The sequence below is a fragment of the Kluyvera sp. genome, from assembly GCF_047971185.1.
In the GTDB taxonomy this organism is placed as follows: domain Bacteria; phylum Pseudomonadota; class Gammaproteobacteria; order Enterobacterales; family Enterobacteriaceae; genus Kluyvera.
Genome location: NZ_JBKDZH010000012.1, coordinates 63,907 through 90,345 on the forward strand (window position 1 = coordinate 63,907; position 26,439 = coordinate 90,345).

The 26,439-nt window shown below is 56.1% G+C and carries 27 protein-coding genes; 9 read left to right on the forward strand and 18 right to left on the reverse strand.

All coding sequences use genetic code 11. From position 1 onward, the window contains the following. Positions 1–40 precede the first annotated feature (40 nt). From ACK5JN_RS02040 to osmB, 3 genes are all read left to right on the forward strand, one after another. Positions 41–223 (forward strand): hypothetical protein, encoded by a 183-nt coding sequence (locus tag ACK5JN_RS02040; RefSeq protein ID WP_035896315.1) that lies wholly within the window; start codon positions 41–43, stop codon positions 221–223. A 73-nt stretch (positions 224–296) separates the two neighbouring features. Beyond that, the gene (locus ACK5JN_RS02045; protein ID WP_416868622.1) at positions 297–1,046 is read left to right on the forward strand and encodes a DNA-binding transcriptional regulator YciT; all 750 of its coding nucleotides are present in this window, start codon (positions 297–299) and stop codon (positions 1,044–1,046) included. A 266-nt stretch (positions 1,047–1,312) separates the two neighbouring features. Next, entirely contained in the window at positions 1,313–1,531 is a 219-nt protein-coding gene (gene osmB / locus ACK5JN_RS02050; RefSeq protein WP_416868623.1) for an osmotically-inducible lipoprotein OsmB, read from the forward strand. Positions 1,532–1,617: 86 nt separating this feature from the next. Here osmB and yciH read toward each other — a convergent pair whose 3' ends face one another. The 5 genes from yciH to pgpB form a co-directional block, all read right to left on the reverse strand. Beyond that, positions 1,618–1,944, reverse strand: coding sequence for a stress response translation initiation inhibitor YciH (gene yciH / locus ACK5JN_RS02055; RefSeq protein WP_416868660.1), 327 nt, complete (start codon positions 1,942–1,944; stop codon positions 1,618–1,620). After that, positions 1,944–2,678, reverse strand: coding sequence for an orotidine-5'-phosphate decarboxylase (gene pyrF, locus ACK5JN_RS02060; RefSeq protein ID WP_416868624.1), 735 nt, complete (start codon positions 2,676–2,678; stop codon positions 1,944–1,946). Before pyrF ends, yciH begins: the two co-directional genes overlap by 1 nt. Positions 2,679–2,828: 150 nt before the next feature. Beyond that, positions 2,829–3,998 (reverse strand): lipopolysaccharide assembly protein LapB, encoded by a 1,170-nt coding sequence (gene lapB, locus ACK5JN_RS02065; RefSeq protein WP_416868625.1) that lies wholly within the window; start codon positions 3,996–3,998, stop codon positions 2,829–2,831. A gap of 6 nt (positions 3,999–4,004) precedes the next feature. Beyond that, positions 4,005–4,313 carry a LapA family protein gene (locus tag ACK5JN_RS02070; protein WP_416868626.1) on the reverse strand — a complete coding sequence of 103 codons (309 nt, stop codon included), beginning with the start codon at positions 4,311–4,313 and terminating at the stop codon, positions 4,005–4,007. A 148-nt stretch (positions 4,314–4,461) separates the two neighbouring features. Next, entirely contained in the window at positions 4,462–5,208 is a 747-nt protein-coding gene (pgpB, locus tag ACK5JN_RS02075; RefSeq protein WP_416868661.1) for a phosphatidylglycerophosphatase B, read from the reverse strand. Positions 5,209–5,373: 165 nt separating this feature from the next. Here pgpB and ribA point away from each other — a divergent pair, with 165 nt between their 5' ends. Further along, positions 5,374–5,964: a GTP cyclohydrolase II gene (gene ribA, locus ACK5JN_RS02080; RefSeq protein WP_185666043.1), complete on the forward strand. Its 591-nt coding sequence runs from the start codon at positions 5,374–5,376 to the stop codon at positions 5,962–5,964. Positions 5,965–6,001: 37 nt separating this feature from the next. Here the strand turns inward: ribA and ACK5JN_RS02085 are convergent, their stop codons facing one another. The 3 genes from ACK5JN_RS02085 to ACK5JN_RS02095 are packed head-to-tail and all read right to left on the reverse strand — an operon-like array spanning position 6,002 to position 8,926. After that, complete coding sequence (locus ACK5JN_RS02085; RefSeq protein ID WP_416868627.1) at positions 6,002–7,129, reverse strand: ABC transporter ATP-binding protein; 1,128 nt, start codon at positions 7,127–7,129, stop codon at positions 6,002–6,004. A gap of 11 nt (positions 7,130–7,140) precedes the next feature. After that, the gene (locus ACK5JN_RS02090; RefSeq protein WP_416868628.1) at positions 7,141–8,043 is read right to left on the reverse strand and encodes a carbohydrate ABC transporter permease; all 903 of its coding nucleotides are present in this window, start codon (positions 8,041–8,043) and stop codon (positions 7,141–7,143) included. Continuing rightward, positions 8,036–8,926: a carbohydrate ABC transporter permease gene (locus ACK5JN_RS02095; RefSeq protein ID WP_416868629.1), complete on the reverse strand. Its 891-nt coding sequence runs from the start codon at positions 8,924–8,926 to the stop codon at positions 8,036–8,038. The genes ACK5JN_RS02090 and ACK5JN_RS02095 overlap by 8 nt, the downstream gene beginning before the upstream one ends. 196 nt (positions 8,927–9,122) lie before the next feature. Here ACK5JN_RS02095 and ACK5JN_RS02100 point away from each other — a divergent pair, with 196 nt between their 5' ends. After that, complete coding sequence (locus ACK5JN_RS02100) at positions 9,123–9,971, forward strand: helix-turn-helix domain-containing protein (RefSeq protein ID WP_416868630.1); 849 nt, start codon at positions 9,123–9,125, stop codon at positions 9,969–9,971. Positions 9,972–9,992: 21 nt separating this feature from the next. On the opposite strand, the gene ACK5JN_RS02105 is transcribed toward ACK5JN_RS02100, so the two are convergent. Genes ACK5JN_RS02105 through ACK5JN_RS02115 form a run of 3 tightly spaced genes read right to left on the reverse strand, consistent with a single transcriptional unit; the run spans position 9,993 to position 13,573 of the window. Continuing rightward, positions 9,993–11,102: a glycoside hydrolase family 88/105 protein gene (locus ACK5JN_RS02105; RefSeq protein WP_416868631.1), complete on the reverse strand. Its 1,110-nt coding sequence runs from the start codon at positions 11,100–11,102 to the stop codon at positions 9,993–9,995. A 9-nt stretch (positions 11,103–11,111) separates the two neighbouring features. Next, positions 11,112–12,404: an ABC transporter substrate-binding protein gene (locus ACK5JN_RS02110; protein WP_416868632.1), complete on the reverse strand. Its 1,293-nt coding sequence runs from the start codon at positions 12,402–12,404 to the stop codon at positions 11,112–11,114. Beyond that, positions 12,401–13,573, reverse strand: coding sequence for an oligogalacturonate lyase family protein (locus tag ACK5JN_RS02115; RefSeq protein WP_416868633.1), 1,173 nt, complete (start codon positions 13,571–13,573; stop codon positions 12,401–12,403). The genes ACK5JN_RS02110 and ACK5JN_RS02115 overlap by 4 nt, the downstream gene beginning before the upstream one ends. 435 nt (positions 13,574–14,008) lie before the next feature. Here ACK5JN_RS02115 and ACK5JN_RS02120 point away from each other — a divergent pair, with 435 nt between their 5' ends. Continuing rightward, positions 14,009–14,728, forward strand: a complete 720-nt coding sequence (locus ACK5JN_RS02120) for an oligogalacturonate-specific porin KdgM family protein (protein ID WP_416868634.1) — start codon at positions 14,009–14,011, stop codon at positions 14,726–14,728. 113 nt (positions 14,729–14,841) lie between these two features. Here ACK5JN_RS02120 and acnA read toward each other — a convergent pair whose 3' ends face one another. From acnA to topA, 5 genes are all read right to left on the reverse strand, one after another. Then, positions 14,842–17,517 carry an aconitate hydratase AcnA gene (gene acnA / locus ACK5JN_RS02125; protein ID WP_416868635.1) on the reverse strand — a complete coding sequence of 892 codons (2,676 nt, stop codon included), beginning with the start codon at positions 17,515–17,517 and terminating at the stop codon, positions 14,842–14,844. 213 nt (positions 17,518–17,730) lie between these two features. Next, positions 17,731–17,892, reverse strand: a complete 162-nt coding sequence (locus tag ACK5JN_RS02130; protein WP_416868636.1) for a hypothetical protein — start codon at positions 17,890–17,892, stop codon at positions 17,731–17,733. Positions 17,893–17,894: 2 nt separating this feature from the next. Continuing rightward, positions 17,895–18,044: a YmiA family putative membrane protein gene (locus tag ACK5JN_RS02135; protein ID WP_416868637.1), complete on the reverse strand. Its 150-nt coding sequence runs from the start codon at positions 18,042–18,044 to the stop codon at positions 17,895–17,897. 304 nt (positions 18,045–18,348) lie between these two features. After that, a complete protein-coding gene (cysB, locus tag ACK5JN_RS02140) occupies positions 18,349–19,323 on the reverse strand; it encodes an HTH-type transcriptional regulator CysB (protein ID WP_035892921.1) in 975 nt (324 codons plus the stop codon). Positions 19,324–19,503: 180 nt separating this feature from the next. Continuing rightward, positions 19,504–22,101: a type I DNA topoisomerase gene (gene topA / locus ACK5JN_RS02145; protein WP_416868638.1), complete on the reverse strand. Its 2,598-nt coding sequence runs from the start codon at positions 22,099–22,101 to the stop codon at positions 19,504–19,506. A 395-nt stretch (positions 22,102–22,496) separates the two neighbouring features. Between topA and ACK5JN_RS02150 the strand changes: the two genes are divergently transcribed. Further along, positions 22,497–22,748 (forward strand): YciN family protein, encoded by a 252-nt coding sequence (locus tag ACK5JN_RS02150; protein ID WP_064546024.1) that lies wholly within the window; start codon positions 22,497–22,499, stop codon positions 22,746–22,748. Positions 22,749–22,832: 84 nt separating this feature from the next. Here the strand turns inward: ACK5JN_RS02150 and sohB are convergent, their stop codons facing one another. Then, positions 22,833–23,879: a protease SohB gene (sohB, locus tag ACK5JN_RS02155; RefSeq protein ID WP_416868639.1), complete on the reverse strand. Its 1,047-nt coding sequence runs from the start codon at positions 23,877–23,879 to the stop codon at positions 22,833–22,835. A 252-nt stretch (positions 23,880–24,131) separates the two neighbouring features. Here sohB and ACK5JN_RS02160 point away from each other — a divergent pair, with 252 nt between their 5' ends. Both ACK5JN_RS02160 and cobO read left to right on the forward strand, forming a co-directional pair. Then, entirely contained in the window at positions 24,132–24,890 is a 759-nt protein-coding gene (locus tag ACK5JN_RS02160) for a YciK family oxidoreductase (RefSeq protein WP_416868640.1), read from the forward strand. Continuing rightward, positions 24,887–25,477, forward strand: coding sequence for a cob(I)yrinic acid a,c-diamide adenosyltransferase (gene cobO, locus ACK5JN_RS02165; RefSeq protein ID WP_416868641.1), 591 nt, complete (start codon positions 24,887–24,889; stop codon positions 25,475–25,477). Before ACK5JN_RS02160 ends, cobO begins: the two co-directional genes overlap by 4 nt. On the opposite strand, the gene ACK5JN_RS02170 is transcribed toward cobO, so the two are convergent. Beyond that, positions 25,449–26,423 (reverse strand): AraC family transcriptional regulator, encoded by a 975-nt coding sequence (locus tag ACK5JN_RS02170; RefSeq protein WP_416868642.1) that lies wholly within the window; start codon positions 26,421–26,423, stop codon positions 25,449–25,451. The two genes, cobO and ACK5JN_RS02170, sit on opposite strands and share 29 nt — an antisense overlap. Positions 26,424–26,439: the final 16 nt, after the last annotated feature.

Consider the following 26,439-nt stretch of genomic DNA (forward strand, 5'->3'; position numbering starts at 1 on the left):
CATCATTGATTTCAATCGAATTTATCAACAGGATCCCACCATGTCCGAGCTCGATGCGCGTCAGGTAGCCCAACGTATTGATACCGTATTGGATATTCTGGTCGGCGGCGATACCCACTCCGCCATCAATAATCTGGAAATATTAAAAGCGGAACTGCTGGCTTACGCCGCGGACGAACGCGATAGCAGAACAGGTCAGCCAAAATCCCCGTGGGAAATCTGACGCCCTTTGCCCAGCCAACGGCGGCATTCAGCCTGACTGCCGCCCTACGCGTAGAGAAATTGATCGATTTATTATGAATGCCCGACAGCAAACAATTTTACAACTGGTTATCGATAAAGGCCGCATGAGCGTCGCCGATCTGGCGAAAATGACCGGCGTTTCGGAAGTGACGATTCGCCAGGATCTCAATCTGCTGGAGAAGCAGAGCTATCTGCGTCGTACCCACGGTTTCGCGGTGCCGTTGGACAGTGAAGACGTTGAAACGCGCATGATGAACAACTTCGCCCTCAAGCGCGAGCTGGCCGAGTTTGCCGCTTCGCTGGTGCAGCCGGGTGAAACGGTATTTATCGAAAACGGCAGCAGCAATGCCCTGCTGGCACGCGCGCTGGCAACGCAGCCGGACATTACTATTATTACCGTCAGCAGCTACATCGCACATCTGCTGAAAGAGACGCCGGGAGAGGTGATCCTGCTTGGCGGTATCTATCAAAAGAAGAGCGAGAGCATGGTTGGGCCGCTGACGCGCCAGTACATTCAGCAGGTGCACTTCAGTAAAGCATTTATCGGTATCGACGGCTGGCAGCCGGAAACCGGCTTTACCGGCCGTGATATGATGCGCGCCGATATAGTGAACGCGGTGCTGGAGAAAGGCAGCGAAGCGATTGTGCTGACGGACAGCTCGAAATTCGGCGCCATTCATCCGTATGCGCTGGGGCCGATGAGCCAGTTCAACCGGGTGATCACCGACGATAACCTGTCCATGGAAAAGCAGCTTCAGCTTGAACAAGCGGGTTTGACCGTCAATATCGTACAACGCCCCTGATTGCCCCACCCGATGCCACAGCGCATCGGGTTTCTTCCCCGCCTCGCTATGAGAGTTTTCCGACCCCGGATTTAAGACTTTTTACCTGTCAGCGACATCACAAAATCGTAAAATTAATGTTAGCGATATAACAGGAAGTAACTATCACTTGCGTGACTTTTAGCAACAAAACTTACAACCTGCGCAACAAGCTTCACGGGAGAAACCGCTGGCAACGGCTATACTGAAGGTGCTCTTCCGTGGATAGAATATTCAGGAGAAACAAAATGACTTCAATGAGCAAAAAAATGGCTGCCGCGATGGTAGCAGTAACGCTGGTCATGTCGCTGAGCGCATGTTCTAACTGGTCTAAGCGCGACCGTAACACCGCGATCGGTGCCGGTGCGGGTGCTCTCGGCGGTGCCGTGTTAACTGACGGCAGCACGCTGGGCACGCTGGGCGGCGCGGCGGTAGGTGGGATTATCGGTCACCAGGTTGGCAAATAAGCTGATTTCGAAAGATTATAGGGCTCCGGGAATTATCGGGGCCCTTTTCATTTAAGTACCTAACCCGACTTCAGGGCTACGCAGATTTAGCCGCCCGCTAGCTTCACCTTCATGCCTTTTGCTTCCAGCAGCGTTTTTAACAGGTCGCGTTTATCGCCCTGAATTTCAATCACGCCGTCTTTCAGCGAACCGCCGCAGCCGCACTTTTTCTTTAGCTCGGCCGCCAGCTTAGCCAGCGCGTCATCGTCGAGGTCGATACCGGTAATCAGGCATACGCCCTTCCCTTTACGCCCGCTGGTCTGACGCTGAATGCGCACGATGCCGTCGCCCTTCGGGCGCTCAGCAACGGCTTTGGGTTCGTCAATACGCCCGGTTTCGGTGGAGTAAACCAGACGGCTGTTGCTGTCGCTCATCATGCCCCCAGATTTAACGATGCGTTAATGTCGCGCAGGGTCTGCGCCGGGTCGGCAGACTGGGTGACCGGACGGCCGATGACCATATAGTCTACGCCCGCCGCCAGCGCCTGTTCCGGCGTCATGATGCGGCGCTGATCGCCCGCCGCGCTGCCCGCAGGGCGGATCCCCGGGGTGACCAGCTTGAACGCCTGGCCCAGCTCCTGCTTGAAGCGCACCGCTTCCTGCGCCGAGCAGACCACGCCGTCCAGACCGCAGTTTTTGGTCAAGGCCGCCAGCTTCGCCGCGTAGTCCGCCGGTGCCAGGCTGATACCCAGATCCTGCAAATCGCTGGATTCCATGCTGGTCAGCACGGTGACCGCAATCAGCAGCGGCGCGTCATTACCGAAGGGTGCCAGCGCTTCACGGGCTGCGGTCATCATCCGCGCGCCGCCGGACGCGTGCACGTTCACCATCCATACTCCGAGGTCGGCGGCAGCCGCAACCGCATGGGCGGTGGTGTTCGGAATATCGTGAAACTTGAGGTCCAGGAAGATATCAAAGCCGCGCTGCTGTAAATCACGTACCAACTGTGGGCCAAACAGCGTGAACATCTCTTTGCCGACCTTAAGGCGGCAGTCGCGCGGGTCGATACGGTCAACGAAGGCCAGCGCCTTATCGCGATTATCATAGTCGAGGGCGACAACAACGGGAGAGGATGTGGTAACACGAGAAGAAGATGAAGCAACGGACATGACTGGACCTTCTTGTTGGTGAGCACGCGCGGTGCAGAAAAGGTAAACGGGCAGCATTCTACCTGCGTGACCCAGCAGGCACAATGGCGGAGGCGGCTACGGTGGGGAAATTAAAGTATGTTGTAACTAAGTGGGTCGTTTTTTTAGAAACTATTGCCCGTCAAGCCCGCGAATCGGTTTGATGGTGGACCACGCGCGGCAGGACGGACAGTGCCAGTACAGCGTGTAGGCGGTAAAGCCGCACTTCTGGCAGCGGTAGCGCGGCTTGCTGCGCACCTGCTCGCCAACCATATCGCGCAGCACCATCAGGCTCTCTTTTGCGCGCCCTTCTTCCGCCTCGTTGAGGTGGTAGTCCATCAGCTTGTGGAAAACGCGCATCGTCGGGTGGCGCTGGAGCTGGCGGGTGACATACGTTTGCGCCGCGTCGCCGCCTTTGCTCTGCTCGACCACCTGCGCCAGCATCAGCTCCGCCGTCGCGCCGGTGTTTTCTTCCACGCAGCGTTGCAGGAAGTGCTCCCACTCTTTGTCTTTGCCAAGCTGCTGATAGCAGGTTTGCAGCATTTCGAGCGTTTCGCTGACCAGCTCTTTATCCTGGTCAATCACCCGCAGCAGGCTGTCCATGGCTTTGGCATAGTCGCCTTTTGCCATCCCCGCGCGCCCCATCATGATGGAGACGCGCGCGCTGGACGGATCCGCCGCCGCGCCGCGTTTGAGCAGCGACATGGCTTTATCCAGCTCGTCGTTACCCATCTGCTGGAGCGCCAGTTCGCACCAGAAATGGGCGATCTCGCCGCGGTGTTTATCTTTACCCAGCTTCACCAGGCGCTCGGCGGTATCAATAGCCTTCTGCCAGTCGCTGGTGGCCTGATAGATTTGCAGCAGCTGCTGCAGCGCGCTGATGCGAAAATCGGTTTCGTCCACCAGTTGGTTGAACATATCTTCGGCACGATCGTACAGCCCGGCGGCCATATAGTCGCGGCCAAGCTGCTGTACCGCCAGCAGGCGCTGGTCGTAGGTGAGAGAGGCGCTTTCCATCAGCGTCTGGTGAATGCGGATAGCGCGGTCAACCTCGCCGCGTGAACGGAACAGGTTGCCCAGCGTCAGGTGCGCTTCCACGGTGCCGGTGTCCTCTTTGAGCATATCGAGGAACAGGTCAACCGCTTTATCCTGCTGGTTGCTTAAAAGAAAGTTCACCCCTGCCACGTAATCACGTGACAGACGGCTCGCTTCGTCCTGTTTGGACTGTTGCGCACTTCTGCGGCCCATATACCAGCCGTAGGCGGCGGCGACGGGCAAAAGCAGAAACAACAACTCCAGCATAGAGAATTATTCCTTCATCGCCGGCTGTACCGGCGCTACCGTCGTGGCGGTCTCAGGGGCAAGCTGATGTTCCAGACGTTTAATTTTACGTTCGGCGCGCAGCAGCGATACGCGCACGCGCAGCCAGAACAGGCCGCAGACCAGCCAGCCGATCGCAAAGCCGACGGCAAACAGTACCGCCAGCAGCGTTGAAATTCGGAATTCACCCTGTGCCAGCAAGTAGTTAAAGGTCACAAGCTGATCGTTTTGCGCACCCAGCGTCACTGAGATGACGAAAATCGCTAACACCAATAAAAAAATAAGTAGGTATTTCACATTACTTCCCGTTATGCGGCTTTTGCAGTGATCACACAGCACCCAGCCTTATAAAATAACATCTTCACCGCGACGACGAAATGGAAAAGCGTTCCGCAAGCCTTAGATCTGTGGGTTAGCATGCTGGAAATCAACCCTTTTCCCCTTTTCAGCGTGTCGCGCCCTGTTTTTCTGTTTCTTTTTCCAGCGGCCCGCAGAATTTTCCGGCCAGCAGGGTCGCAAGTGTGGCCAGCAGCCACGACATGCTGGTCGCCACCATCAGATCCAGCGGCCAGTGCATACCCAACAGCAGACGGCTACCCATGACCGCAGACGCCCAGACCATGATCGCCGCTATCGTGATGATGCGGCGGCGAGGCCACAGCAGCCCTACCGCCAGCAGCGCCCAGGTGGCGGCAAACATAGTGTGGCCGGACGGAAACGCGTAGCCGGTCTCTTTTTGCCAGTGATGACGTAAAAAGCCCGGGATATCATTTTGTTGTTCCAGCTGTTCTTTCACCAGCGCCGAACGCTCCTTACGCTTTAAAGTGTAGAACTGCTCGACCGGAATCTGCTGCGTTTTTTCAAGCCAGATAACAAACGGCCGCGGTTCCTGTACCACGCCTTTGACCCACGATTTCGCCCCCTGCCCCAGCAGTACGGCGGCGCTGAGGATCAGCGCCAGCGCTAGCGCCTGGCGCACGCCCGGCCTGAGTATGGCAATAAACAGCGCGCACAGCAGCAGATGGGTGATAATTCCCCACGGTTGAGTGACGGTTTCGGTCACCGCGTACAGCGCTTTAAGCCACCAGGCGCTAGGTCCGGGAAGCCACTGCCAGCCTGAAATCCATACGGCCATCGGCATCAATAAAAGTAAGAGGGCTCCAATAAACGTTCGTCCAGGAATGGCGCGGATTTCTGTTCCTTTTTTCATCAATATCACAGCGTTATAACCCCAAATGTTTAATTTTGTGCGCTTTACGGACACTTGTCTGCGCACCATTAGGTGAAGTAAAGCACGTTGTGGCAAAATAAGGAAAACAGAAGGCGTCATTGGCGCCGACATAATCTGGAGAATCACATGCAGCTTAAACGTGTGGCAGAAGCCAAACTGCCAACCCCCTGGGGCGATTTCCTGATGGTGGGCTTTGAAGAACTGGCAACCGGGCACGATCACGTCGCGCTGGTTTTTGGTGATATTACCGGGCAAACGCCGGTGCTGTCGCGAGTACACTCAGAATGTTTGACCGGCGACGCGCTGTTTAGCCTGCGCTGTGATTGCGGTTTCCAGCTTGAGGCCGCGCTGTCGCACATTGCGGAAGAAGGCCGTGGGATCCTGCTGTACCATCGCCAGGAAGGTCGCAACATCGGCCTGCTGAATAAAATTCGCGCCTACGCGTTACAGGATCAGGGCTACGACACCGTAGAAGCTAACCACCAGCTGGGTTTTGCCGCCGATGAGCGTGACTTTACCCTGTGCGCCGACATGTTCAAGCTGCTGGGCGTAGACGCGGTGCGTCTGCTGACCAACAACCCGAAAAAGGTCGAGATCCTGACCGAAGCGGGCATCAACATCGTGGAACGCGTGCCGCTGATCGTGGGGCGTAACCCCAAAAATGCCCACTATCTCGACACCAAAGCGGCGAAGATGGGGCATCTGCTCAATAAGTAATAGGCTGGTCGCCGCCAGGCGGCGACCGTTTCCTGCCCTACAGCGAGATATTCTGCTCGCTCTGCGCATCAAAGATGTGACACTTCTCCATATCAAAGCGGAACCAGACCTGGCTATTGATACCCGCGTCGAGGATCTCTCTGGCGTCGTCCGATGGCATACGCGCCGTCATTTCGAACTCGCCCACCTGCAGGTAGAGGAAGAATTCGTGGCCCATATTTTCCGCGCGGATCAGCGTCCCTCGCCCGCAGCTCTGAGCAAACGGCTGGGTTGAGACGGTGACATACTCCGGGCGAATCCCGAAAAAGACCTCTTTGTCGGCATAGTCAGCAACCTTGGTTTGCTGCTGGGCGCTCAACGACAGCGTGTCGTGGCCGACGGTGATATGCAGGCCGTCCTCTTTTTTCACGATTTTCGCCGGTTTGATGTTCATTTCCGGCGCGCCGATAAACCCGCCGACAAACATATTTTTCGGGTAGTGATAGAGGTTGTCCGGGGTATCCACCTGCATAATGTGGCCGAGCTTCATCACGCAGATACGGTCGCCCATGGTCATCGCTTCAGTCTGGTCGTGGGTGACGTAGACGGTGGTCGCCGGTTTGCCGGATTTCTTCAGCTGCTTGTGCAGATCGGAAATACGGATACGCATTGAGGCGCGCAGTTTGGCGTCGAGGTTGGAGAGCGGCTCATCGAACAGGAACACGTCCGGCTTTTTGACAATCGCGCGCCCTACCGCCACACGCTGCGCCTGGCCGCCGGAGAGCTGACGTGGCAGACGGTCCAGCAGCTCTTCCAGCTCGAGGATTTTCGCCGCTTCGTTCACCTGGGCGTCGATCTGATCTTTCGGCATTTTGCTCAGCTTCAGGCCAAACGCCAGATTCTCACGCACCGTCATATGCGGGTATAGCGCGTAGTTCTGGAACACCATCGCAATCCCGCGCTCCTTCGGCGCGAGGTTGTTAACGATCTTCTCACCGATGCGCACTTCGCCGCCGCTGATGGTTTCCAGCCCGGCCAGCATCCGCAGAGTGGTGGATTTGGCGCAGCCGGATGGGCCGACAATCACCATAAATTCACCTTCGGCAATCGTCAGGTCGATACCATGCACCGCTTTGAAGCCGTTGGAGTACACCTTTTCCAGTTTGTTAAAAATCACTTCAGCCATGATATTTCCTCTTAGCCTTTAATTCCGCTGCTGGACACGCCCTGGACGAAGTAGCGCTGCGCCAGGAAGAACACGATGATGGAGGGCAGAATGGAGATGCTCGCCATTGCCAGAATTTCGTTCCACGGCGCCCCTTCGGTGACGTCGATGGACATTTTGAGCGCCAGGGCGATCGGGTATTTATCGACGCTGTAGACGTAGATCAGCGGGCCGATAAAGTCGTTCATCGACCACATAAACTGGAACAGCGCCACCGAGATAATCGCCGGTTTCAGAATCGGCACCACCACGTACCACAGCACCTGCCACGAGTTGCAGCCGTCGATCTGCGCCGCCTCTTCCATGTCGCGCGGCACGCCGCGCAGGAACTGAATCAGCATAAAGACGAAGAAGCCCTGGGTGGCGAAAGCGGTCGGCAGGTACAGCGGCAGATAGCTGTTCAGCATGCCCATTTCACGGAACATCAGATACTGCGGGATCAGCAGCACGGTGCTCGGCAGCAGCATGGTGGCAATCAGCGTACCGAACCAGAACTTCTTCCACGGGATTTCAAAACGCGCAAAGCCGTACGCCACGATGGTCGACGAGATAATGGTCAGGATCACCTTTGGGATCACATATTTAAAGGTGTTGATCATGTAATGACCAAAGTTGTACTCGGTGCCGGTTTTCCAGCCGTTGATAAAGCCGTCCCAGGTGGCGTGCGATGGCCACAGGTTCAGCGTGGTGAAGATTTCGTGGTTCGGTTTGAACGACGCCGAGAACATCCACGCCAGCGGGTACAGCATCAGCAGCCCCACCACCAGCAGAATGATGTAGCGCACGGTACGGCTGACCTTTTCGCGGCGCAGCGTACGGGCCACTTCGCGCGCGGCTTCCTCTTTGGTAGAGAGCACGGATTGCAGCTCAGCCATTTTTGCCTCCCTTATCGGCAGAGTAAAACACCCAGTATTTCGACGACTTAAAGGCGATGGCGGCAAACACGGCCACCACCAGGAACAGCACCCATGCCAGCGCTGCGCCGTAACCCATATCAAAGTATTTAAAGGCGGTATCGTAGATATAGAGCGAGAACAGATAGGTATAGTAAGTTGGGCCGCCGCCGGTGATGACGTACGGGCCGGTAAATTCCTGGAAGGTCCCGCTGGTCTGCATAATAAAGTTGAAGAAAATCACCGGCGTAATCAGCGGCACCGTCACTTTGAGAAACATCTGCCACTTCGTCGCGCCGTCGATCATCGCCGCTTCATACTGCGACTGCGGCACGTTTTGCAGCGCCGCAAGGAAGATGACCATCGCCGAACCAAACTGCCAGACGCGCAGCAGCGTGACCGAAATCAGCGCCAGCGACGGTTCGCCGAGCCAGTTAATTGGATCGATGCCAATCACCGCCAGCATGCTGTTAAACAACCCGTCGATGGCAAACAGCGCCCGCCACAGCACCGCGATGGCCACTGAACTGCCGAGAATTGACGGGATGTAGTACGCGGTGCGGAAAAAACCGATGCCGCGCAGCTTAAAATTGAGGACGAAGGCAATACCGAGCGCAAACGCCAGCTTCACCGGAATGGTCAAAAAAACGTAGACAAAGGTCACCGCCATCGACTTCCAGAACAGTGAGTCTTCCGTCAGCATATAGCGGTAGTTTTCAATGCCGGTAAATTGCGGCGGGCTCATCAAATCATATTGCGTAAAACTTAATAAAAACGATGAGATAAAGGGGAACGCGGTAAATACCAGCAACCCTATTATGTAGGGTGATATCCATGCCAGACCTAATAACTTATTCTCGTTCATAGATTCCTCTAATATAATAAAGACGTACTGTATCGCGCATTGTCGCGATGGATGAGGCAGTGATCTTTATCACATTTAATATTAGCTAATAAAAATTAGCTGTGAACTCTCGCAAATTAATGAAAAAACATTTCATTTCTTTGTAATAAAATCCTATAGTCGAGAAATAATCTCAACTTCCACGAAGGCTATTGCCATGGCACTACGTCGGCACGCAACCTATTCACCGGATAATGCGTCATTGATGATCAAGCACATCGCTGACCAGGACATCTGTCCGCTGCACGCCCATGATTTTTACGAAATGGTCTGCGTCTCTTCCGGCAGCGGAATGCACGTGATTGACGGCATTTCATGGCCTATCAGCCGCGGCTCGGTGTTTGTGGTGGCACCGCATGAAGAGCACTATTTTGAGAAGGTAGAGAAACTTTCCCTGCTCAATATCCTGATCCGGCCAGAGTTTCTCCCCGAGTCCCTGCTGAATTTACTTGCCGACTTTGCGCCAGAAAAACAATTTATGGCGACGCACCAGACGATTGTACATAGCGCATTTTATACCAACCTGTTAAATGAAGAATTAACCCATAATTTGTCTCACCGTACGCTGATGCTGGAAACCTTATTTACCCAACTGGCCATATTTCTCCAGCGAGGCCATATCGGGCAGGCCGTCAATAGCGACACCAGGGAAGACTCAATCATCTATTTACTGAATTATTTACATCATAATTATGCAAATGATGAATTAAGCATCGATTACCTGGCGCAAAAATTTAATATTCAGAAGCGGATGCTGGAGCGTAAAGTACAATCCATTACCGCCCTGACGCCTAACGATTATATTACCCACGTGCGGCTGTGCCATGCGATGAATTTACTGGTCACGTCCGAGCAGTCGATTACCGATATTGCCTATCTGTGCGGCTTTAACGACAGCAACTACTTTTCTCATCGCTTTAAACTCTTCTTTGGCATGCCGCCGCGTACGGTGCGTAAATATGGCCTGTTCCCGCTGATCAGCCATCGTACCGCGCTCCAGTCATAGCACAGAGCGCGGTTTCCCGGTTCAGATAAACAGATTCTGATACTCGATCAGCGCCAGTATCGCCATCGCCTGGCCGTACGGCATGATGGTGCGTTCGATCTGGCGATAGTAGTCCAGATCTTTGCCCATCCCGGTACCGAACGACACGTTCGCCAGCTCGCCCTGCGGGGTAATCTGCCGCATCACCCCTTCCGCCGCCGCTATTCCCGTCGCGAGGAAACGCTTATCGATATAGCGCTTGCGTACCGCCTTCAGGATGCCGTAGGCAAAACCCGCCGACGCCGACGACTCCAGATACGACGTCGGGTCATCCAGCAGCGTGTGCCACAGCCCGCTTTCGCTATCCTGGCGCTGCGCCAGCGCCGCCACCTGCCGCGCCAGCTGGCCGAGCAAAAACTCGCGTACCGGGTCGCCCTCCGGCAGGTCGAGCATCTCGATAAAGTCGGGAATGGCCACCGTTACCCAGCTGTTGCCGCGCCCCCACAGCGCATTGGCATAGTGGTGGCGGCCCTCAAAGTTCCAGCCGTGATACCACAGCCCGGTCGGCGCATCGCACAGATACTGGGAATGCAGCAGGAACTGGCGCTTAGCCTCCTCTACCCACTGCGGGCGGTTTAGCACCACCCCGGCCTTCGCCAGCGGCATCACGCTCATCATCAGCGTATCGTCCCACAGCTGCTGATGATGGGGGAAATTGAAGGTCATATGCTGCAGGCCGCCCAGCTCGGTGCGCGGCATGTCGTACATCACCCAGTTGGCCCAGATATCGATATAGCGCCGCCACGGCGTATGCCCGGTCTCTTCATACAGCGCCGCCAGCGTCAGCATCGGCGCCATAGTGTTGACGTTTTTGGTCGGCGTGCCTTCGCGAAAACGGTCGCTAAACCACTGCTCGATGATCGCCAGCCAGCGCGGGTTACGCGTCTGCTGCCAGTACTGCCACAGGCCATACAGCCCAATGCCGTGGGTCCATTCCCAGCCGCCCCAGCCTTTGGTATCGACAACGCGTCCGTCTGCCAGGGTCATCAGAAATGCGCCGTTTTCATCGCGAATATTCACCAGCGCATCGATTAGCTTTTCGGTCATCTGCACCGTTTGTTCCGCGCTGAACTGCAGTTGTGCTCTCTCCATATAGCCCTCTTATTTGGTCGGTGCATGTTTACGCAGCGCGCGCTTCGCGGTGCGTTCGAACTCTTTCGCCGCATCGGCGGCGCTGATTTTGCCGTAGTCGAGCCGCTGGGTGAGATCCAGCCAGTACTGCTCAATCTCCGGGTTCTTAAAGTACGGCGAGACGAAGACGTTGTCCGAGGGCATGCTCTCCACCAGCTTCAGGCCGGTAATCACCGGGTCGCTCGGCTGCGCCATATTGCTTTTCAGAACGTAGTCCGCCGCCGCTTTGCTGACCGGGAAGCCCCGCTCCAGCCCCATCAGCGCGACGCCTTCCGGCTGGTTAAACATGTAGTCCATCAGCATCGCGGCCTCTTTCGGGTGCTGTGTGTTGCGGCTGATGGCGAAAATCATCGACGGTTTGATAAACAGCCCGGCATCCTTGGCCCCCGGCAGCAGCGGATACGGCCCGACTTCCAGTTTTGCCGGCGGGGCCAGGGTGTCTTCATACTTGGCGACCGCCGAACTCATCAGGTTTGAACCGCCGAATTCGCCGTTGATCCACGGTTTCATTTCAAACGGCTGCGCTTTGCCAAACGACTGGATGTACTTCTGGCTTGGCAGCACGTGCTCGGCCACCAGCTTCTGATACACCTGCACAAACTCCAGCCACTGCGCTTCGCTGTAGGTGAACTCTCCTTTTTCGTTGAGCATCGGCTGGTTGTACTTCTGCACCATCCACGAGTTAATCAGCTCCATCGAGGTGGTAACGATCGCCGGATAGGCGTTATCGCCAAGCTTCTCCTTAAACACCTTGCCGGCGGCGTACAGCTCATCCCAGGTTTTGGGATAGGCAAGGCCGACCTTTTTCCAGGTTTCGGTGTTGTAGTAGAGAATCGGCGCCACCAGCGACACCGGCAGCCCCTGAACTTTGCCATTCACCGTCACCGTGCCCAGCTTGCCGGCGTAGTTTTCCAGCCCCACTTCTTTGCTGAGTTTGTTAAGGTCGTAAAAGCCGTCGCCGGACCGTGAGAACACCTGGATCCAGCTCCAGTCGAGCTGCATGACGTCCGGTTCGTTTTTGCCCGCGATCTGGGTGGACAGGCGCGAGACGAAGCCATCCCAGCCGGTATACTCGGCCTTCACCTTAATATTGGGATGCTGCTGTTCGAAGGCGCGGATGGTTTTCAGCGTATTCTGGTGACGCGAATTCGCGCCCCACCACGCAACGCGCAGCGTGACCGTATCGCTATCGTCCGCCAGCGCGGGCGTCACGCAGAGGATACTGCTGCTGGCCAGCAGCAGAGAGAGTGCGATTCTTTTCATTGTGAAGATCCTGTCAGCAGCGCGGAGACATCCGCCAGGTAAACGGCGGGTAATCCGTCGCGGTCAGAGGTGTAGAGTACGTGGCGCAGATCCGGGCTAAACGACGGATGCGGATGGCTTGCCTGACACTGGCCGTCGATCACCCGCCAGGACGTATCGTGGCGGGCGATACGCCGCGTGCGCTTCGCGCCGGGTTCGAACAAATAGAGCCAGGGATCGGTCAGCGCCGCATAGCCGCCCTCGTCGGTGAGATCCACCGGCGTACCGCAGCCGTCGCCCACCAGCAGAGAGCCATCGAAATTACTCATCAGGTGCGAACAGGCGGGCATTTCCATCACCTTTTCACTTTGCGTACTGCCCGCCCGCGTCTGGCAGATATGACGCCGGTGCGTCTCTTTGTGCAGGGAGACAAAAATGAGGTGCGAACCGTCCGGCACCCAGAACTCGTGGGTAAAGGTTTCATCCTCCCGCTGGCTGACCGGCGTCGAGACGCCGGTCTGACGCTGATGCAGCCAGATACGATTGCGGATCACATCGTGCGGCCCTTCATGGCAGTACATGATGGTGTCGGTGTCGCCGGGGCGAAAACCGGGATGCCCTAACCAGCGCGGCTCTTCAAACAGTTGCTCGCTGCAGCCGGAAGCCAGGTCGATCACTTCACAGCGGGTGGTCGGGTTCATATGATACTGCCGCTGGAAATCGTCCCAGTCGTTCAGCGGCAGGTAGGATTCCGCCGGCAGCGACATGCCGATCATTTTGCGCCCCGTGCTGTCGGGCGCCCAGGCGCTGGTGCTGACCCACCGGGCAGGCAGTTCGTACAGCACCTGCTCTTGTAGAGTATCCAGCTCCACGCGGACAATTTGCCGGTTGTGGCGCATAAAGATCAGCGCGCTGTCATCATCGGTGATAAAGCCGTCAAAGCTGTTGTCACCCGCTCCTTCCGTGAGCTGGCGCAGCGTGCTTTGCGCAAGATCCAGCATCCAGTAGTTCCAGTTACCCTGCTCAACGCCGCCAATCAGCAGCCGCGTTCCTCCCTGCAAAAAACACTTCTGATAAAAATAATTGCGATGAAAAATACGATCCCGCGGGGTTAAACGCATCACGCGTACGCCGGTAACGGGGTCGGTTTCAGTAGTAAAAATCAGCGGTGTGACATCACCCTTTGCCATAGTGCCCTCAATGTCAGGAGTTGTCGGGTTAGTTTTCTCCTGCGGCTCATCCCGGCAGGAGCTACTACCAGCATGCCTGTGCACTCCGGCAATAACCTTTGAAATAAAGACAAAGTGCTTAATGAAATGACGTAATCGTTAAGGTTGCAGCGTTCTCATTAATTATTTAAGCAATGCTCACATTCTTAACACCTTAGATATTATTCTTTGCATTCCCGACAAAAATAGCGTTGCGGTTGGTATTTTTATAAAGGTTTGCTGGGGTAACGAATGATTAACTACCTGCGATTATTCAGCGCAGGTAGTTAATCATGCCATTAATAAACCTGGTGTCTGTCACACGCGCAAAGAAAATGCATGACTAAATGCATCATTCAGATAATAAGAGGAAAAATATCTATGTTACCCGGTAAATACTTTTTAGCAGGATGCGTCTTGTTAACCAGCCATGCGCTCCTGGCTGAAGAATATACCTCACCCATCCGCTCACTCAGCCTGGACTACCGGCACGAGTACAGGACGCGCGACCGTACGCACTATGACAAGTTAAATATGTCGGCGGCACTGCCACACAATTTTAACTTTGCGATAGAAACAAAATACAAAACCGGCAGCAACGACACCAAGGACAAAATGTATGCCGACCCGGTAATTAATGCCGTGGAACTGACCTTGTCACGGGCATTTATCTTCGACAACTTTAAAATCTCGCCGTTAATACAGCCGGAGTTTAATAACGAGCGCACCGAATGGAAATTTGGTTTCGTTCCCTGGTATACCTTTAATGAAAATTGGGCCATCGGCGGGATGTACCGTTTCGAGATGACGGATTATGCTAACGATCCCGACTGCGGCTATAACGGCGATAAATCCTGTAGTACCAACAAACATCGTACGGTCAACCGTGGCGATATTTATTTGCGCTACACCTGGGACCGTTTCTCGACGACCTACAAATTTATCTATAAACACGGCGATGAAATTTTGTGGGGTAACAAGCACTACGACTACGAGCAGGAATGGCAGTTCGACTATTCGCTAGGGGATAAAAAAGAGTGGAAGCCATACGTGACCTTTGGCGACATTGGCCGCTCGTCGAAGTCCACCGAACGCCAGTTCCGTCTGCGTATGGGGGTGGTGTACACCTTCAAATAATCCGTTTCGCGATAGCGCCGGGCGGCGCTATCGCTGTGCTTCTGTTCAACACGCCACATTCGCGTTTTCTTTTGCAATCGTCTGTTTTGGGGCCAGCCATCGGCCCCGTTTTTTTAACCGAGCATATTGCGAATCACGTAATGCAGAATGCCGTCGTTCTGGTAATAGGTTAACTCGGTCGCGGTATCAATGCGGCAACGGCACAGTACGGTGAGCTGCTGACCATCCGCGCGGGTCAGCATGACCGGAATTGTCGCCCCCGGCTTCAGCTGCTGTAGCCCGGCAATATCAATCCGCTCCTCCCCGGTGAGCTGCAGCGTTTTACGGCTTTCACCCTGCGGGAACTCCAGCGGCAGAATGCCCATGCCGATCAGGTTGGAACGGTGAATACGCTCGAACGACTCGGCAATCACTACCCGAACGCCCAGCAGGCGCGGGCCTTTCGCCGCCCAGTCGCGGCTGGAGCCCGAGCCGTACTCTTTACCGGCAATTACTGCCAGCGGCGTACCCAGCGCCTGATAGCGCATCGCGGCGTCGTAGATAGACATCACCTCAGTCCCCGGCAGCAGGCGCGTCATGCCCCCTTCCACGCCGGGCACCATTTCGTTGCGGATGCGGATGTTGGCGAAGGTGCCGCGCATCATCACCAGATGGTTACCGCGACGGGAACCGTAGGAGTTGAAGTCACGGGCGGCCACGCCATTCTCCTGCAGATAGCGCCCGGCGGGGCTATCCACCTTGATGCTGCCCGCCGGCGAGATATGGTCGGTGGTGACCGAATCGCCAAGCATCGCCAGCACGCGCGCGCCGTGAATGTCCGCAACCGGTTCTGGCGTTACGCCCATCTCATCAAAGAACGGTGACAGCCGAATGTAGGTTGAATCTTCCTGCCAGCCATAGGTGTCCGAGGCCGGAACGGCAATCGCTTTCCACTCCGGCGTGCCGGCGAAGACTTCGGCGTACTCTTTGTGGAACATATCGGTTGAGACCTGCTGCACCGCCCGCGCAATGTCAGCGCTGCTCGGCCAGATATCCTTCAGGTATACCGGTTGACCCAGGCTATCTTCGCCCAGCGGCTCCTGAGTGAGATCCACCTTCATATTGCCCGCCAGCGCGTAGGCCACCACCAGCGGCGGCGAGGCCAGCCAGTTGGTTTTCACCAGCGGATGAATACGCCCTTCAAAGTTACGGTTACCGGACAACACCGCGCCTACGGTCAGATCGCCCTGCTTAATCGCGCTTTCGATCGGCTCCGGCAGCGGGCCCGAGTTACCAATACAGGTGGTACAACCATAGCCCACCAGGTTAAAGCCTAGCTGGTCGAGGTACGGGGTCAGTCCGGCATGATCCAGGTATTCGGAGACTACTTTAGAGCCCGGCGCCAGCGATGCTTTCACCCACGGCTTGGGCTTCAGCCCGCGAGCGACGGCATTTTTCGCCAGCAGCCCAGCGGCCATCAGCACGCTCGGGTTCGAAGTGTTGGTACACGAGGTAATCGCGGCAATCGCCACAGCCCCTTCCGGCAGAGTGTACTGTTTACCCTCAAGGATAAAGGGAACGGCGGGTTTGAGGTTGCCCGCCGCGTTGACTTCCAGCTCGGTGGTGGCGTTAAAGGCCTGCGGCACGTTACCCAGCGCCACGCGGTCCTGCGGGCGTTTCGGCCCGGCAAGGCTCGCTTCCACATCGCCCATATCCAGCGCCAGCGTCTCGCTGAATACCGGTTCATCACCGGTCTGTCGCCACATGCCCTGCGCTTTGGCGTAGGCTTCCACCAGCGCTACCTGCTGGTCGCTGCGCCCGCTCAGACGCATATAGGAGAGCGTGACGTCATCAATCGGGAAGAAACCGCAGGTGGCGCCGTATTCCGGAGCCATATTGGCGATGGTGGCGCGGTCGGCCAGCGGCAGCGAGTCCAGGCCATCGCCATAAAATTCAACAAATTTGCCGACGACGCCGAGCTTGCGCAGCATCTGGGTGACGGTAAGCACGAGGTCGGTGGCGGTAATGCCTTCACGCAGCTTGCCGGTCAGCTTGAAGCCCACCACATCGGGGATCAGCATTGAGACCGGCTGCCCGAGCATCGCCGCTTCCGCTTCGATACCGCCGACGCCCCAGCCGAGCACGCCCAGGCCGTTAATCATCGTGGTATGGGAGTCGGTGCCGACCAGCGTATCCGGGTAGGCCACCCATTCGTTGCCCTGCAGTTCGCTCCACACCGCCCGCCCCAGGTACTCAAGGTTCACCTGGTGGCAGATCCCGGTGCCCGGCGGCACTACGCGGAAGCGGCTAAACGCCTGCTGACCCCAGCGCAGGAAGGTGTAACGTTCGTGGTTGCGCGCCATTTCAATGCGCACGTTTTCCTCGAAGGCGTCATCGTCGCCAAAACGGTCCACCGTCACCGAGTGGTCAATCACCAGATCGACCGGCGACAGCGGGTTTACCTTACGGGTATCGCCGCCCAGACGCTTCACCGCCTCACGCATGGCGGCGAGATCCACCACCGCCGGCACGCCGGTAAAGTCCTGCATCAGTACGCGCGCGGGGCGATAGGCAATTTCCCGGTCCGCGTGGGCATTTTTAAGCCAGCCCGCCAGCGCGTGGATGTCGTCGGCGGTGACCGAGTCGCCATCCTGCCAGCGCAGCAGGTTTTCCAGCAAAACTTTAAGGGATTTAGGCAGGCGAGCGATATCGCCAAGGGTGTTTGCGGCCAGCGCTAAGCTGTAGTAGTGGTAGGTTTTATTATCGACCTGTAGCGTTTCCTTGCAGGTCTCTCGTAGGGTTGACGACATAGCTCCTCCTTAAATGGCGGGAATTGCAACACTCTGATACTCCTCAGGGTCTCTATTAAAGATAACACACTGCCCCGAATACGCCGGAAAAGGGCTCAGATTGATAAATGCGATCAACACCTTATTAAAAACAAGGCACCAGGGAAATTAATAGCAGGAGAAGGATTGGCTGGGTATATCGGTAGGGAAAGGCGGAGGTGAAATACCCGCGGATTACTGTTTCTTATTCTCATCCTGATTGAAAAGATCGATAAAATCTTTTTGCTCAGGCGTCAATTTCCACTCATCAGGAACGTGGACCTTATTATTCTCGGGCGGCTTTTTTGCCGCCGGGGGGCGGGGCTTCGCGGGCTTCACGCGTTCGGACGTCAGCATGGTTAGCCCCAGAACTTCCACACCAGCAGCGCGACGGCAATCCAGAACAGCGCAGAACCCAGGAAGACGCTCAGCCATGCTTTGCGTTTTACGCCCGGTTCTTTATTTTCTGATGCCATTACCGCCCTCTCACAATCGATATTACTTATCATTTTCACACCAATTAATTGTTACAACTAATCATCATTGAGATAAATCCTAAGTAAATTTTAAGCAAAAATCCAGCGGTTTTACGAATACTCAACGCAGATTTATTTATTCTTTTGACGCTGAAGGAATATTTGAGTAGAGAAGTTTGCCTAACGTTAAATTTATTTCTACTTTTGCTGCAATGTTGCCAATAGAAACAATTCTCAAACAAGGAAAAGGCGGGGCAGTCACATAAACATCAGGGGGTTGCGGCGGGTAATATAAGAACTTTCGCCCCCGAAGCCGGGGGCAGATAATCATTAAGGATTATTTTTCCGGCAGCTTAATATCCTTGAACATTGCTTCGATGTCTTCATTCGAGCGCAGCGCGACGGCGGTATCGACCACGTCACGGGTCAGATGCGGGGCAAAGCGCTGAATAAAGTCATACATGTAGCTGCGCAAGAAGGTGCTGCGACGGAAGCCAATCTTGGTGGTGCTATGGCTGAAAATGCCGTCCGCATCCAGCTTAACCAGATCCGGATCGGAGATCGGGTCAACGGCCATGCTGGCAATCACCCCTACCCCCAGCCCCAGACGCACGTAGGTTTTGATCACGTCAGCATCGGTGGCGGTAAAGACGATACGCGGCGTCAGGCCCGCGCGGTTAAAGGCGGTGTCCAGCTCGGAGCGCCCGGTAAAGCCAAAGGTGTAGGTCACCAGCGGATACTGCGCCAGCTCTTCAATGGTCACCGACGTTTTGGACGCCAGCGGATGCTCCGGGGTGACCACGATGGAACGGTTCCAGTGATAGCACGGCAGCATCACCAGATCGTCGTACAGATGCAGCGCTTCGGTAGCGATGGCGAAGTCGGCGTTACCTTTTGAGACCGCCTCGGCAATCTGGGTAGGCGAGCCCTGATGCATATGCAGGGACACGCGCGGATAGCGCTCGATAAAACCTTTAATCACGCCCGGTAGCGCGTAGCGCGCCTGGGTATGGGTGGTGGCAACATACAGCGAGCCTTTATCCGGCCAGGTATGTTCACCGGCTACGGACTTAATGGCATCTACCTTCGACAGGACTTCACGGGCAATGCGGATAATTTCCTGCCCCGCCGGAGTCACCTGCGTCAGATGTTTGCCGCTGCGGGCGAAAATCTGAATACCCAGCTCATCCTCCAGCATTCTGACCTGCTTACTGATGCCCGGCTGCGAAGTATAAAGCCCTTCAGCGGTAGAGGAGACGTTAAGGTTGTGATTGACCACCTCGACGATATAGCGGAGCTGCTGTAATTTCATGCGGTTGTATCCAGTCTGTACTCAGAAAGCGCTCATAAAGATGATTTATGCATAAGAAATGCATCTGCTATAACCACTATATCATTTATAGCAAGTGTGTATAGATGGAAACAAAAAATAATAACGAGGTTATAAAAAAGGGCCGCATAGCGGCCCTTTGTGAAGTTTTTTAGCGGAAGGTTACTTTTTCGCTTCGACCCATTTACCGTCAACGAAGAACGCTGACCAGCCCGTCGCTTTGCCGTCTTTTTCAGAGGACACGTACTGCTGTTTGGTTTTACGGCTAAAACGTACCATCGTTTTATTACCGTCAGGATCCTGCTGCGGCGCATCGGCCAGATAACGCAGTTTCTCCGGCAGACGATCGCGGAAGCGGTACAGCTCTTCCACCAGCGGCGCGCGCGTTTCACGCGATTTCGGGAAGGTGTTAGCGGCCAGGAATACCCCGGCAGCGCCGTCACGCAGCACGAAATAGGCGTCAGACTTCTCGCACGGCAGCTCCGGCAGCGGCACCGGATCTTCCTTCGGCGGCGCGACTTCACCGTTACGCAGAATTTTGCGCGTGTTCTTACATTCGTCGTTGGTGCAGGCCATGTACTTGCCGAAACGCCCCATTTTCAGGTGCATCTCAGAACCACATTTTTCACACTCCACGATCGGGCCGTCATAGCCTTTAATGCGGAACTCGCCCTCTTCAATCTCGTAGCCGTCGCAGGTCGGGTTGTTACCGCAGACGTGCAGCTTACGCTTCGGATCGATCAGGTAGCTGTCCATCGCCGTGCCGCATTTCTGGCAGCGACGTTTGGCGCGCAGCGCGTTGGTTTCGGCGTCGTCACCTTCCAGCACGTTGAGCACTTCGTTTTCCGGCACCAGGTTAATGGTGGTCTTGCAGCGCTCTTTCGGCGACAACGCGTAGCCGGAGCAGCCGAGGAACACGCCGGTGCTGGCGGTACGGATACCCATTTTGCGGCCGCAGGTCGGGCAGTCGATGCTGGTCAGCACCATCTGGTTCGGCTGCATGCCGCCCTCTTCCGGCGCTTTCTCAGCGGTTTCCAGCTGCTTGGTGAAGTCGCCAAAGAACAGATCCAGCACCTGCTTCCACTCGGCTTCGTGGTTCGCCACGCGGTCGAGGTGGTCTTCCATCTGCGCGGTAAAGTCGTAGTTCATCAGATCGCGGAAGTTCTCTTCCAGACGATCGGTGACGATCTCGCCCATTTTTTCCGCGTAGAAACGACGGTTTTCGGTGCGCACGTAGCCACGGTCCTGAATGGTCGAGATGATCGACGCATAGGTGGACGGGCGGCCGATACCGCGTTTTTCCAGCTCTTTCACCAGTGAAGCTTCGCTAAAACGCGCAGGCGGTTTGGTAAAGTGCTGGGCCGGGGTCAGCTCAACCAGGCTCAGTTTATCGCCCTGGTTGACCACCGGCAGCGTGCGATCTTCATCGCCTTTACGCAGCGCGGGCATCACTTTGGTCCAGCCGTCAAAGCGCAGGGTACGACCGCGCGCTTTGAGTTTGAAGTCGCCCGCTTTCACGGTCAGCGTGGTGGAGTCGTACTGCGCTGGCGTCATCTGGCAGGCCACGAACTGGCGCCAGATCAGCTGATACAGCTTCTGCGCGTCCGCTTCCATATCCTTCAGCGCTTCCGCCTGCACGGCAACGTCGGAAGGACGAATTGCTTCGTGCGCTTCCTGCGAGTTCTCTTTGCTGGTGTACTGATTCGGGTTTTCCGGCAGGTATTTCTTGCCGAAATTGTCGCTGATGTAGCCGCGAACCATATTTACCGCGTCCTGACTCAGGTTGGTGGAGTCGGTACGCATGTAGGTGATGTAGCCCGCTTCATACAGACGCTGCGCCATCATCATGGTTTTCTTCACGCCGAAGCCCAGACGCGTGCTGGCCGCCTGCTGCAGCGTTGAGGTGATGAACGGCGCGCCCGGCTTGCTGCTGGTCGGCTTATCTTCACGTTCCAGCACGCTGTAGCTGGCTTTTTCCAGCAGGCTGACCGCCGCCATGGTGTCGTCACGGTTAACCGGACGGAAGGGCTTGTCGCCCTGATGGGTCACTTCCAGCGCCAGCGCATCGCCGCCCGGCGTGGTGGTGCTGGCATTGACATCCCAGAACTCTTCCGGAACGAACGCTTTGATTTCACGCTCGCGCTCAACCACCAGACGCACCGCCACCGACTGCACGCGCCCGGCGGACAGACCGCGGGCGATTTTTTTCCACAGCAGCGGCGAGACCATATACCCCACCACGCGGTCCATAAAGCGACGCGCCTGCTGGGCGTTAACACGGTCAATGTTCAGTTCACCCGGCTTTTCAAAGGCCTGGCGAATCGCGTTCTTAGTAATTTCGTTAAACACCACGCGGCTATAGCGCGTTTCATCACCGCCGATCACTTCCCGCAGGTGCCATGCAATGGCCTCCCCTTCGCGGTCAAGGTCGGTTGCGAGATAGATGTGGTCGGCTTTTTCCGCCAGCTGTTTGAGTTCCGAAACTACCTTTTCTTTGCCTGGCAGCACTTCATAGTGTGCCGCCCAGTCATGCCACGGGTCGACGCCCATGCGGTTGACCAGCGCGCCTCGTTCATCCTTTTTAGGCTTTTTGGCCGTTTTGGTGGAGGTAGAGTCAGCGCTCTTTTTGGCGGCTGAGCCACTTGTCGGCAAATCGCGGATATGACCGACGCTGGACTTAACCACGTAGTCATTACCCAGATACTTATTGATCGTTTTGGCTTTTGCCGGGGACTCAACGATAACGAGAGCTTTACCCATATTCACCTTTACCTAATTTGATTCTTCCAGGAATACATCGCACATGTTCCACGTTCCACTGGCGACAAGCCTTGTATGTTGCGGCAATGCCAATGGATATCAACCTTTTATTGCACAGCTTTTGATGTAGGCCGCCAGATGGTTGAGTTTACGGACTTTTTTTCGTCAGGTGCTATAGCACGAAGAATTTTTGGTCGAATGTCAAGCAAATCTGCTGCCAGATTGCCGAAAGCGTCACACTGTACCTGATAAAATTCGTTACGCAACTTTATTAGCATGCAATCGCGCATCCTGCCAACTCTGCGGTAAAATCATTGGCCCTGGTAAACGTCGGGAATATTTGCCCACAACGGGTACCCGGCGTAAACTAGCGCGAGAATTTTGAGGAGTTGAATATGTCAAATAATAGCCAACCTATCGATCGTCAGACGCTGCTGATTGAAGCCAACCGCCTTATTCGCGAACACGAAGATACCCTTGCCGGCATCGAAGCCACCGGGGTCGAACAGCGCAACGGCGTGCTGGTGTTCAGCGGTGAGTACTTCCTGGATGAACAGGGCCTGCCGACGCCGAAAAGCACGGCGGTGTTTAATATGTTCAAATATCTTGCACACGAGCTGTCTGAAAAATATCACCTGGTTGACTGAGCGTAAGACCATCGCCTGAGCGCCAAAGAAAACGCCCGGTAAACAACGTTTACCGGGCGTGATTATTTACAGGACGCTCACCGCTTACAGCATCGGTTTTTGTCCGCGCTGCCACCAGCGCATCATCAGGCGATCCGCGCTTTCAGCGGCGCTGCCGGTGAAGCGGTCCATCATCTTCTTACGACGGGTATAGCGAACGTTCACCACTTCGTGATCGGCCATCAGCCCCAGCAGCAGCTCATCGCTGGTGCCTACTTCATCCACCAGCCCCTTTTCCTGCGCCTGAGAGCCGTACCAGTGCTCACCGGTCGCCACCTGCTCGATGTCCAGCGTCGGACGCATGGTCTGCACAAAGTCTTTGAACAGATGATGAGTTTCGTTCAGCTCTTCGCGGAACTTCTGGCGGCCTTCATCGGTGTTTTCCCCCAGCAGGGTCAGCGTACGCTTGTACTGGCCCGCGGTATGCAGCTCGACGTCGATGTCTTTGTTTTTCAGGAAACGGTTCAGGTTCGGGATCTGCGCGACCACGCCGATTGAGCCGAGAATAGCAAACGGCGCCGCCACGATTTTATTCGCCACACAGGCCATCATGTAGCCGCCGCTAGCCGCCACTTTATCAACCGCCACCGTCAGCGGGATCTGCTTATCACGGATACGCTGCAGCTGGGAGGCCGCCAGGCCGTAGCCGTGCACCACGCCGCCGGGGCTTTCCAGGCGCAGCACCACCTGATCCTGCGGCGTCGCAATGGTCAGCACGGCGGTGATTTCTTCGCGCAGCGAGGCCACTTCGTGGGCATCCATGCTGCCTTTAAAATCCAGCACCCACGCGCGCGGTTTGCCGGAGGCGGCGGTTTCGCCCAGCTTCGCTTTGGCTTTTGCCGCTTTCGCTTCCTGTTTCAGCTTTTTCTTCTGCGCTTTATGCCACAGCTTCTGCTGCGGCCCGTCGAGCAGCGCCACGGCTAAATCTTCCTGCATGTCCTTGTGCTGTTCGCTTAAATTGGTGATCCGCAGCTCGCCTCGCTGCCGCTTGCGCGACGTCAGATTGACAATCAGTACCGCAATTACGGCAATAGCGACGACAACCGTCACGATCTTTGCCAGAAACAGACCATATTGAAAAAGTAATTCCACACATCCACCTTGTACAAAAATCACATAATCTGCGCCCAGTGTACAACACCGCGCCCGACACGTCTCGACTGGAGTATCAGTCCTCGAGGCCGCTTCCAGATGACTTTTTTGCAAATGAAATCATTGCAAATTGTTAATTACAGGTTGTCTCTCCTGTGCGCCGATTGAAATAGCGAACAGATTCAGGCATAAAGCCCAAAAGCCATGAAAAGTACATAAAATATGGCCGCTAAAGGTCATAGAGGAGCTAACGTGCACTATCAACCCCAGCTCGACTTGTTGCAAAATCGTATCATCCTGATTACCGGAGCCAGCGACGGGATCGGCCGGGAAGCGGCCATCACCTATGCGCGCTACGGCGCCAGCGTCATTTTATTGGGCCGCAGCGAAGAAAAATTACGTTCAGTTGCGCAAGAAATCAGCAATATCAGTGAATTACCGGTCCGTTGGTATACGCTGGATCTGCTAACTTGTACCCCAGAGGCCTGCCAGCAGGTGGCGCAGCAAGTCAGCCTGCACTACCCACGCCTCGACGGCGTGCTGCATAACGCCGGGCTGCTGGGTGAGGTGGTGCCGATGGCCGAGCAGGATCCGCAGCTCTGGCAGCAGGTGATGCAGGTTAACGTCAACGGAACCTTTATGTTGACCCAGGCGCTACTACCGCTGCTGCTGCAATCGGAGGCCGGCTCGCTGGTCTTCACCTCCTCCAGCGTCGGCCGCGAAGGGCGAGCGAACTGGGGCGCTTACGCGGTGTCGAAATTCGCCACCGAAGGCATGATGCAGGTGCTGGCCGAGGAGTACCAGGGCCAGCTGCGCGTTAACTGCATCAACCCCGGCGGCACGCGCACTAAAATGCGCGCCAGCGCCTTCCCGACGGAAGATGCGCTGAAGCTGAAAACCCCTGCCGATATCATGCCGCTTTATCTGTGGCTGATGGGCGATGATAGCCGCCGGAAAACCGGTATGACTTTTGATGCCCAGCCAGGGCGTAAACCAGGAATTGCCCAATGAGTGATGAACGTTACCGTGAACGCCAGCAGCGCGTGAAAGAGCGTGTCGCCGCCCGCGTTGCCGCGGCCCAGGATACGCGCGGGATTGTGATCGTTTTTACCGGCAACGGGAAAGGTAAAACCACCGCCGCCTTCGGCACCGCCACCCGTGCGGTGGGCCACGGCCATAACGTGGGCGTTATTCAGTTTATTAAAGGCACCTGGCCGAACGGAGAACGCAACCTGCTGGAGCCGCTGGGCGTGGAGTTTCAGGTGATGGCCACCGGTTTTACCTGGGACACCCAGAACCGCGAAAGCGACACCGCGGCCTGCCTCGCCGTCTGGCAGCACGCCAAACGGATGCTGGCCGACGAGACGCTGGATATGGTGGTGCTCGACGAGCTGACCTATATGGTGGCCTATGATTATCTGCCGCTGGAAGAGGTGTTAACGGCGCTCAAAGCGCGCCCGCAGCATCAGACGGTGATCATTACCGGCCGCGGCTGCCACCGGGATATTCTTGAGTACGCCGATACGGTCAGCGAACTGCGCCCGGTGAAACATGCGTTTGAAGCCGGGATTAAGGCACAGATTGGGATTGATTACTAAGCTGCGTTAGCCTGTCGAGCAGCGCGTGGTTGAGCGGCAGACACAGGCAATCTTCGCCCTGTGCCAGCGCGCTCTCCGCCAGATTCTGCCGTGAGATAAAGCGTTTGCGATACTCGGTCGGCGTTAGCCCGCAGTACTTATTGAACGCGGCAATCAGCGCCTTATGCTCCTGAAAACCGCAGCTGTGGCTGATGTCGGTTATCGGCGTGCGCGTGTCCCGCAGCAGGGTGCGGGCTTTGTTCATCCGCACCAGCGTCAGGTACTCTTTAAAATTGTGGCGGCTCACCTTTTTAAACAACCGAGAAAAGTACGAGTAGCTCATGCCGCTGTGCTCGGCAACATCGCTGAGGGTTAGCGGCTGGTCGAAGTGCTGGTTAATGTAGTCGATGCCCTCTTTGATCATCGCCTCTTCCCGCAGCGAGCTTTCCGCTCGCTGGGTTGGCCGCCCGGCAGCAACCAGCGCGTCCAGCAGCAGATAGATGGCTGCGATGCGCTGAAACGGCGCGTCGTTATCGATAATGCGCGCCAGCAGCGCCTGCAAACGAGGCGCTACGGCGCTGTCGGCAGGCGTCATGGCGTGGCGATGCGTGCGCCAGTTGAGCAACGGCGCCGGATGCAGCTCGTCAAACAGCCCCGGTGAAAACTGCACGGTCACCAGCTGGCTGCCCTCCTCTTCCGCGCTCAGCGCGTGCACCTCTTCGGCGTTGATATACAGCATCTCGCCGGCGTGCAGCACCACGCTATCCTGCCCTACCGTCAGCGAAAACCGCCCGCGCAGCACCGTGATAAGCTCCGGTGCCGGATGCCAGTGCGGCTCGCAGTAGCGAACCTCGGCGGCAAATACGTTGAGTTTCTCCGCGTCAAAGGCAATCAGCTCGTAGCCGCTTGCCGTCTGCCGCCCGGTATGGGCGGCCGGGCGAGGATGCGTCACTGAAAAAGGAAACACGCGCCTTCTCCTGTCG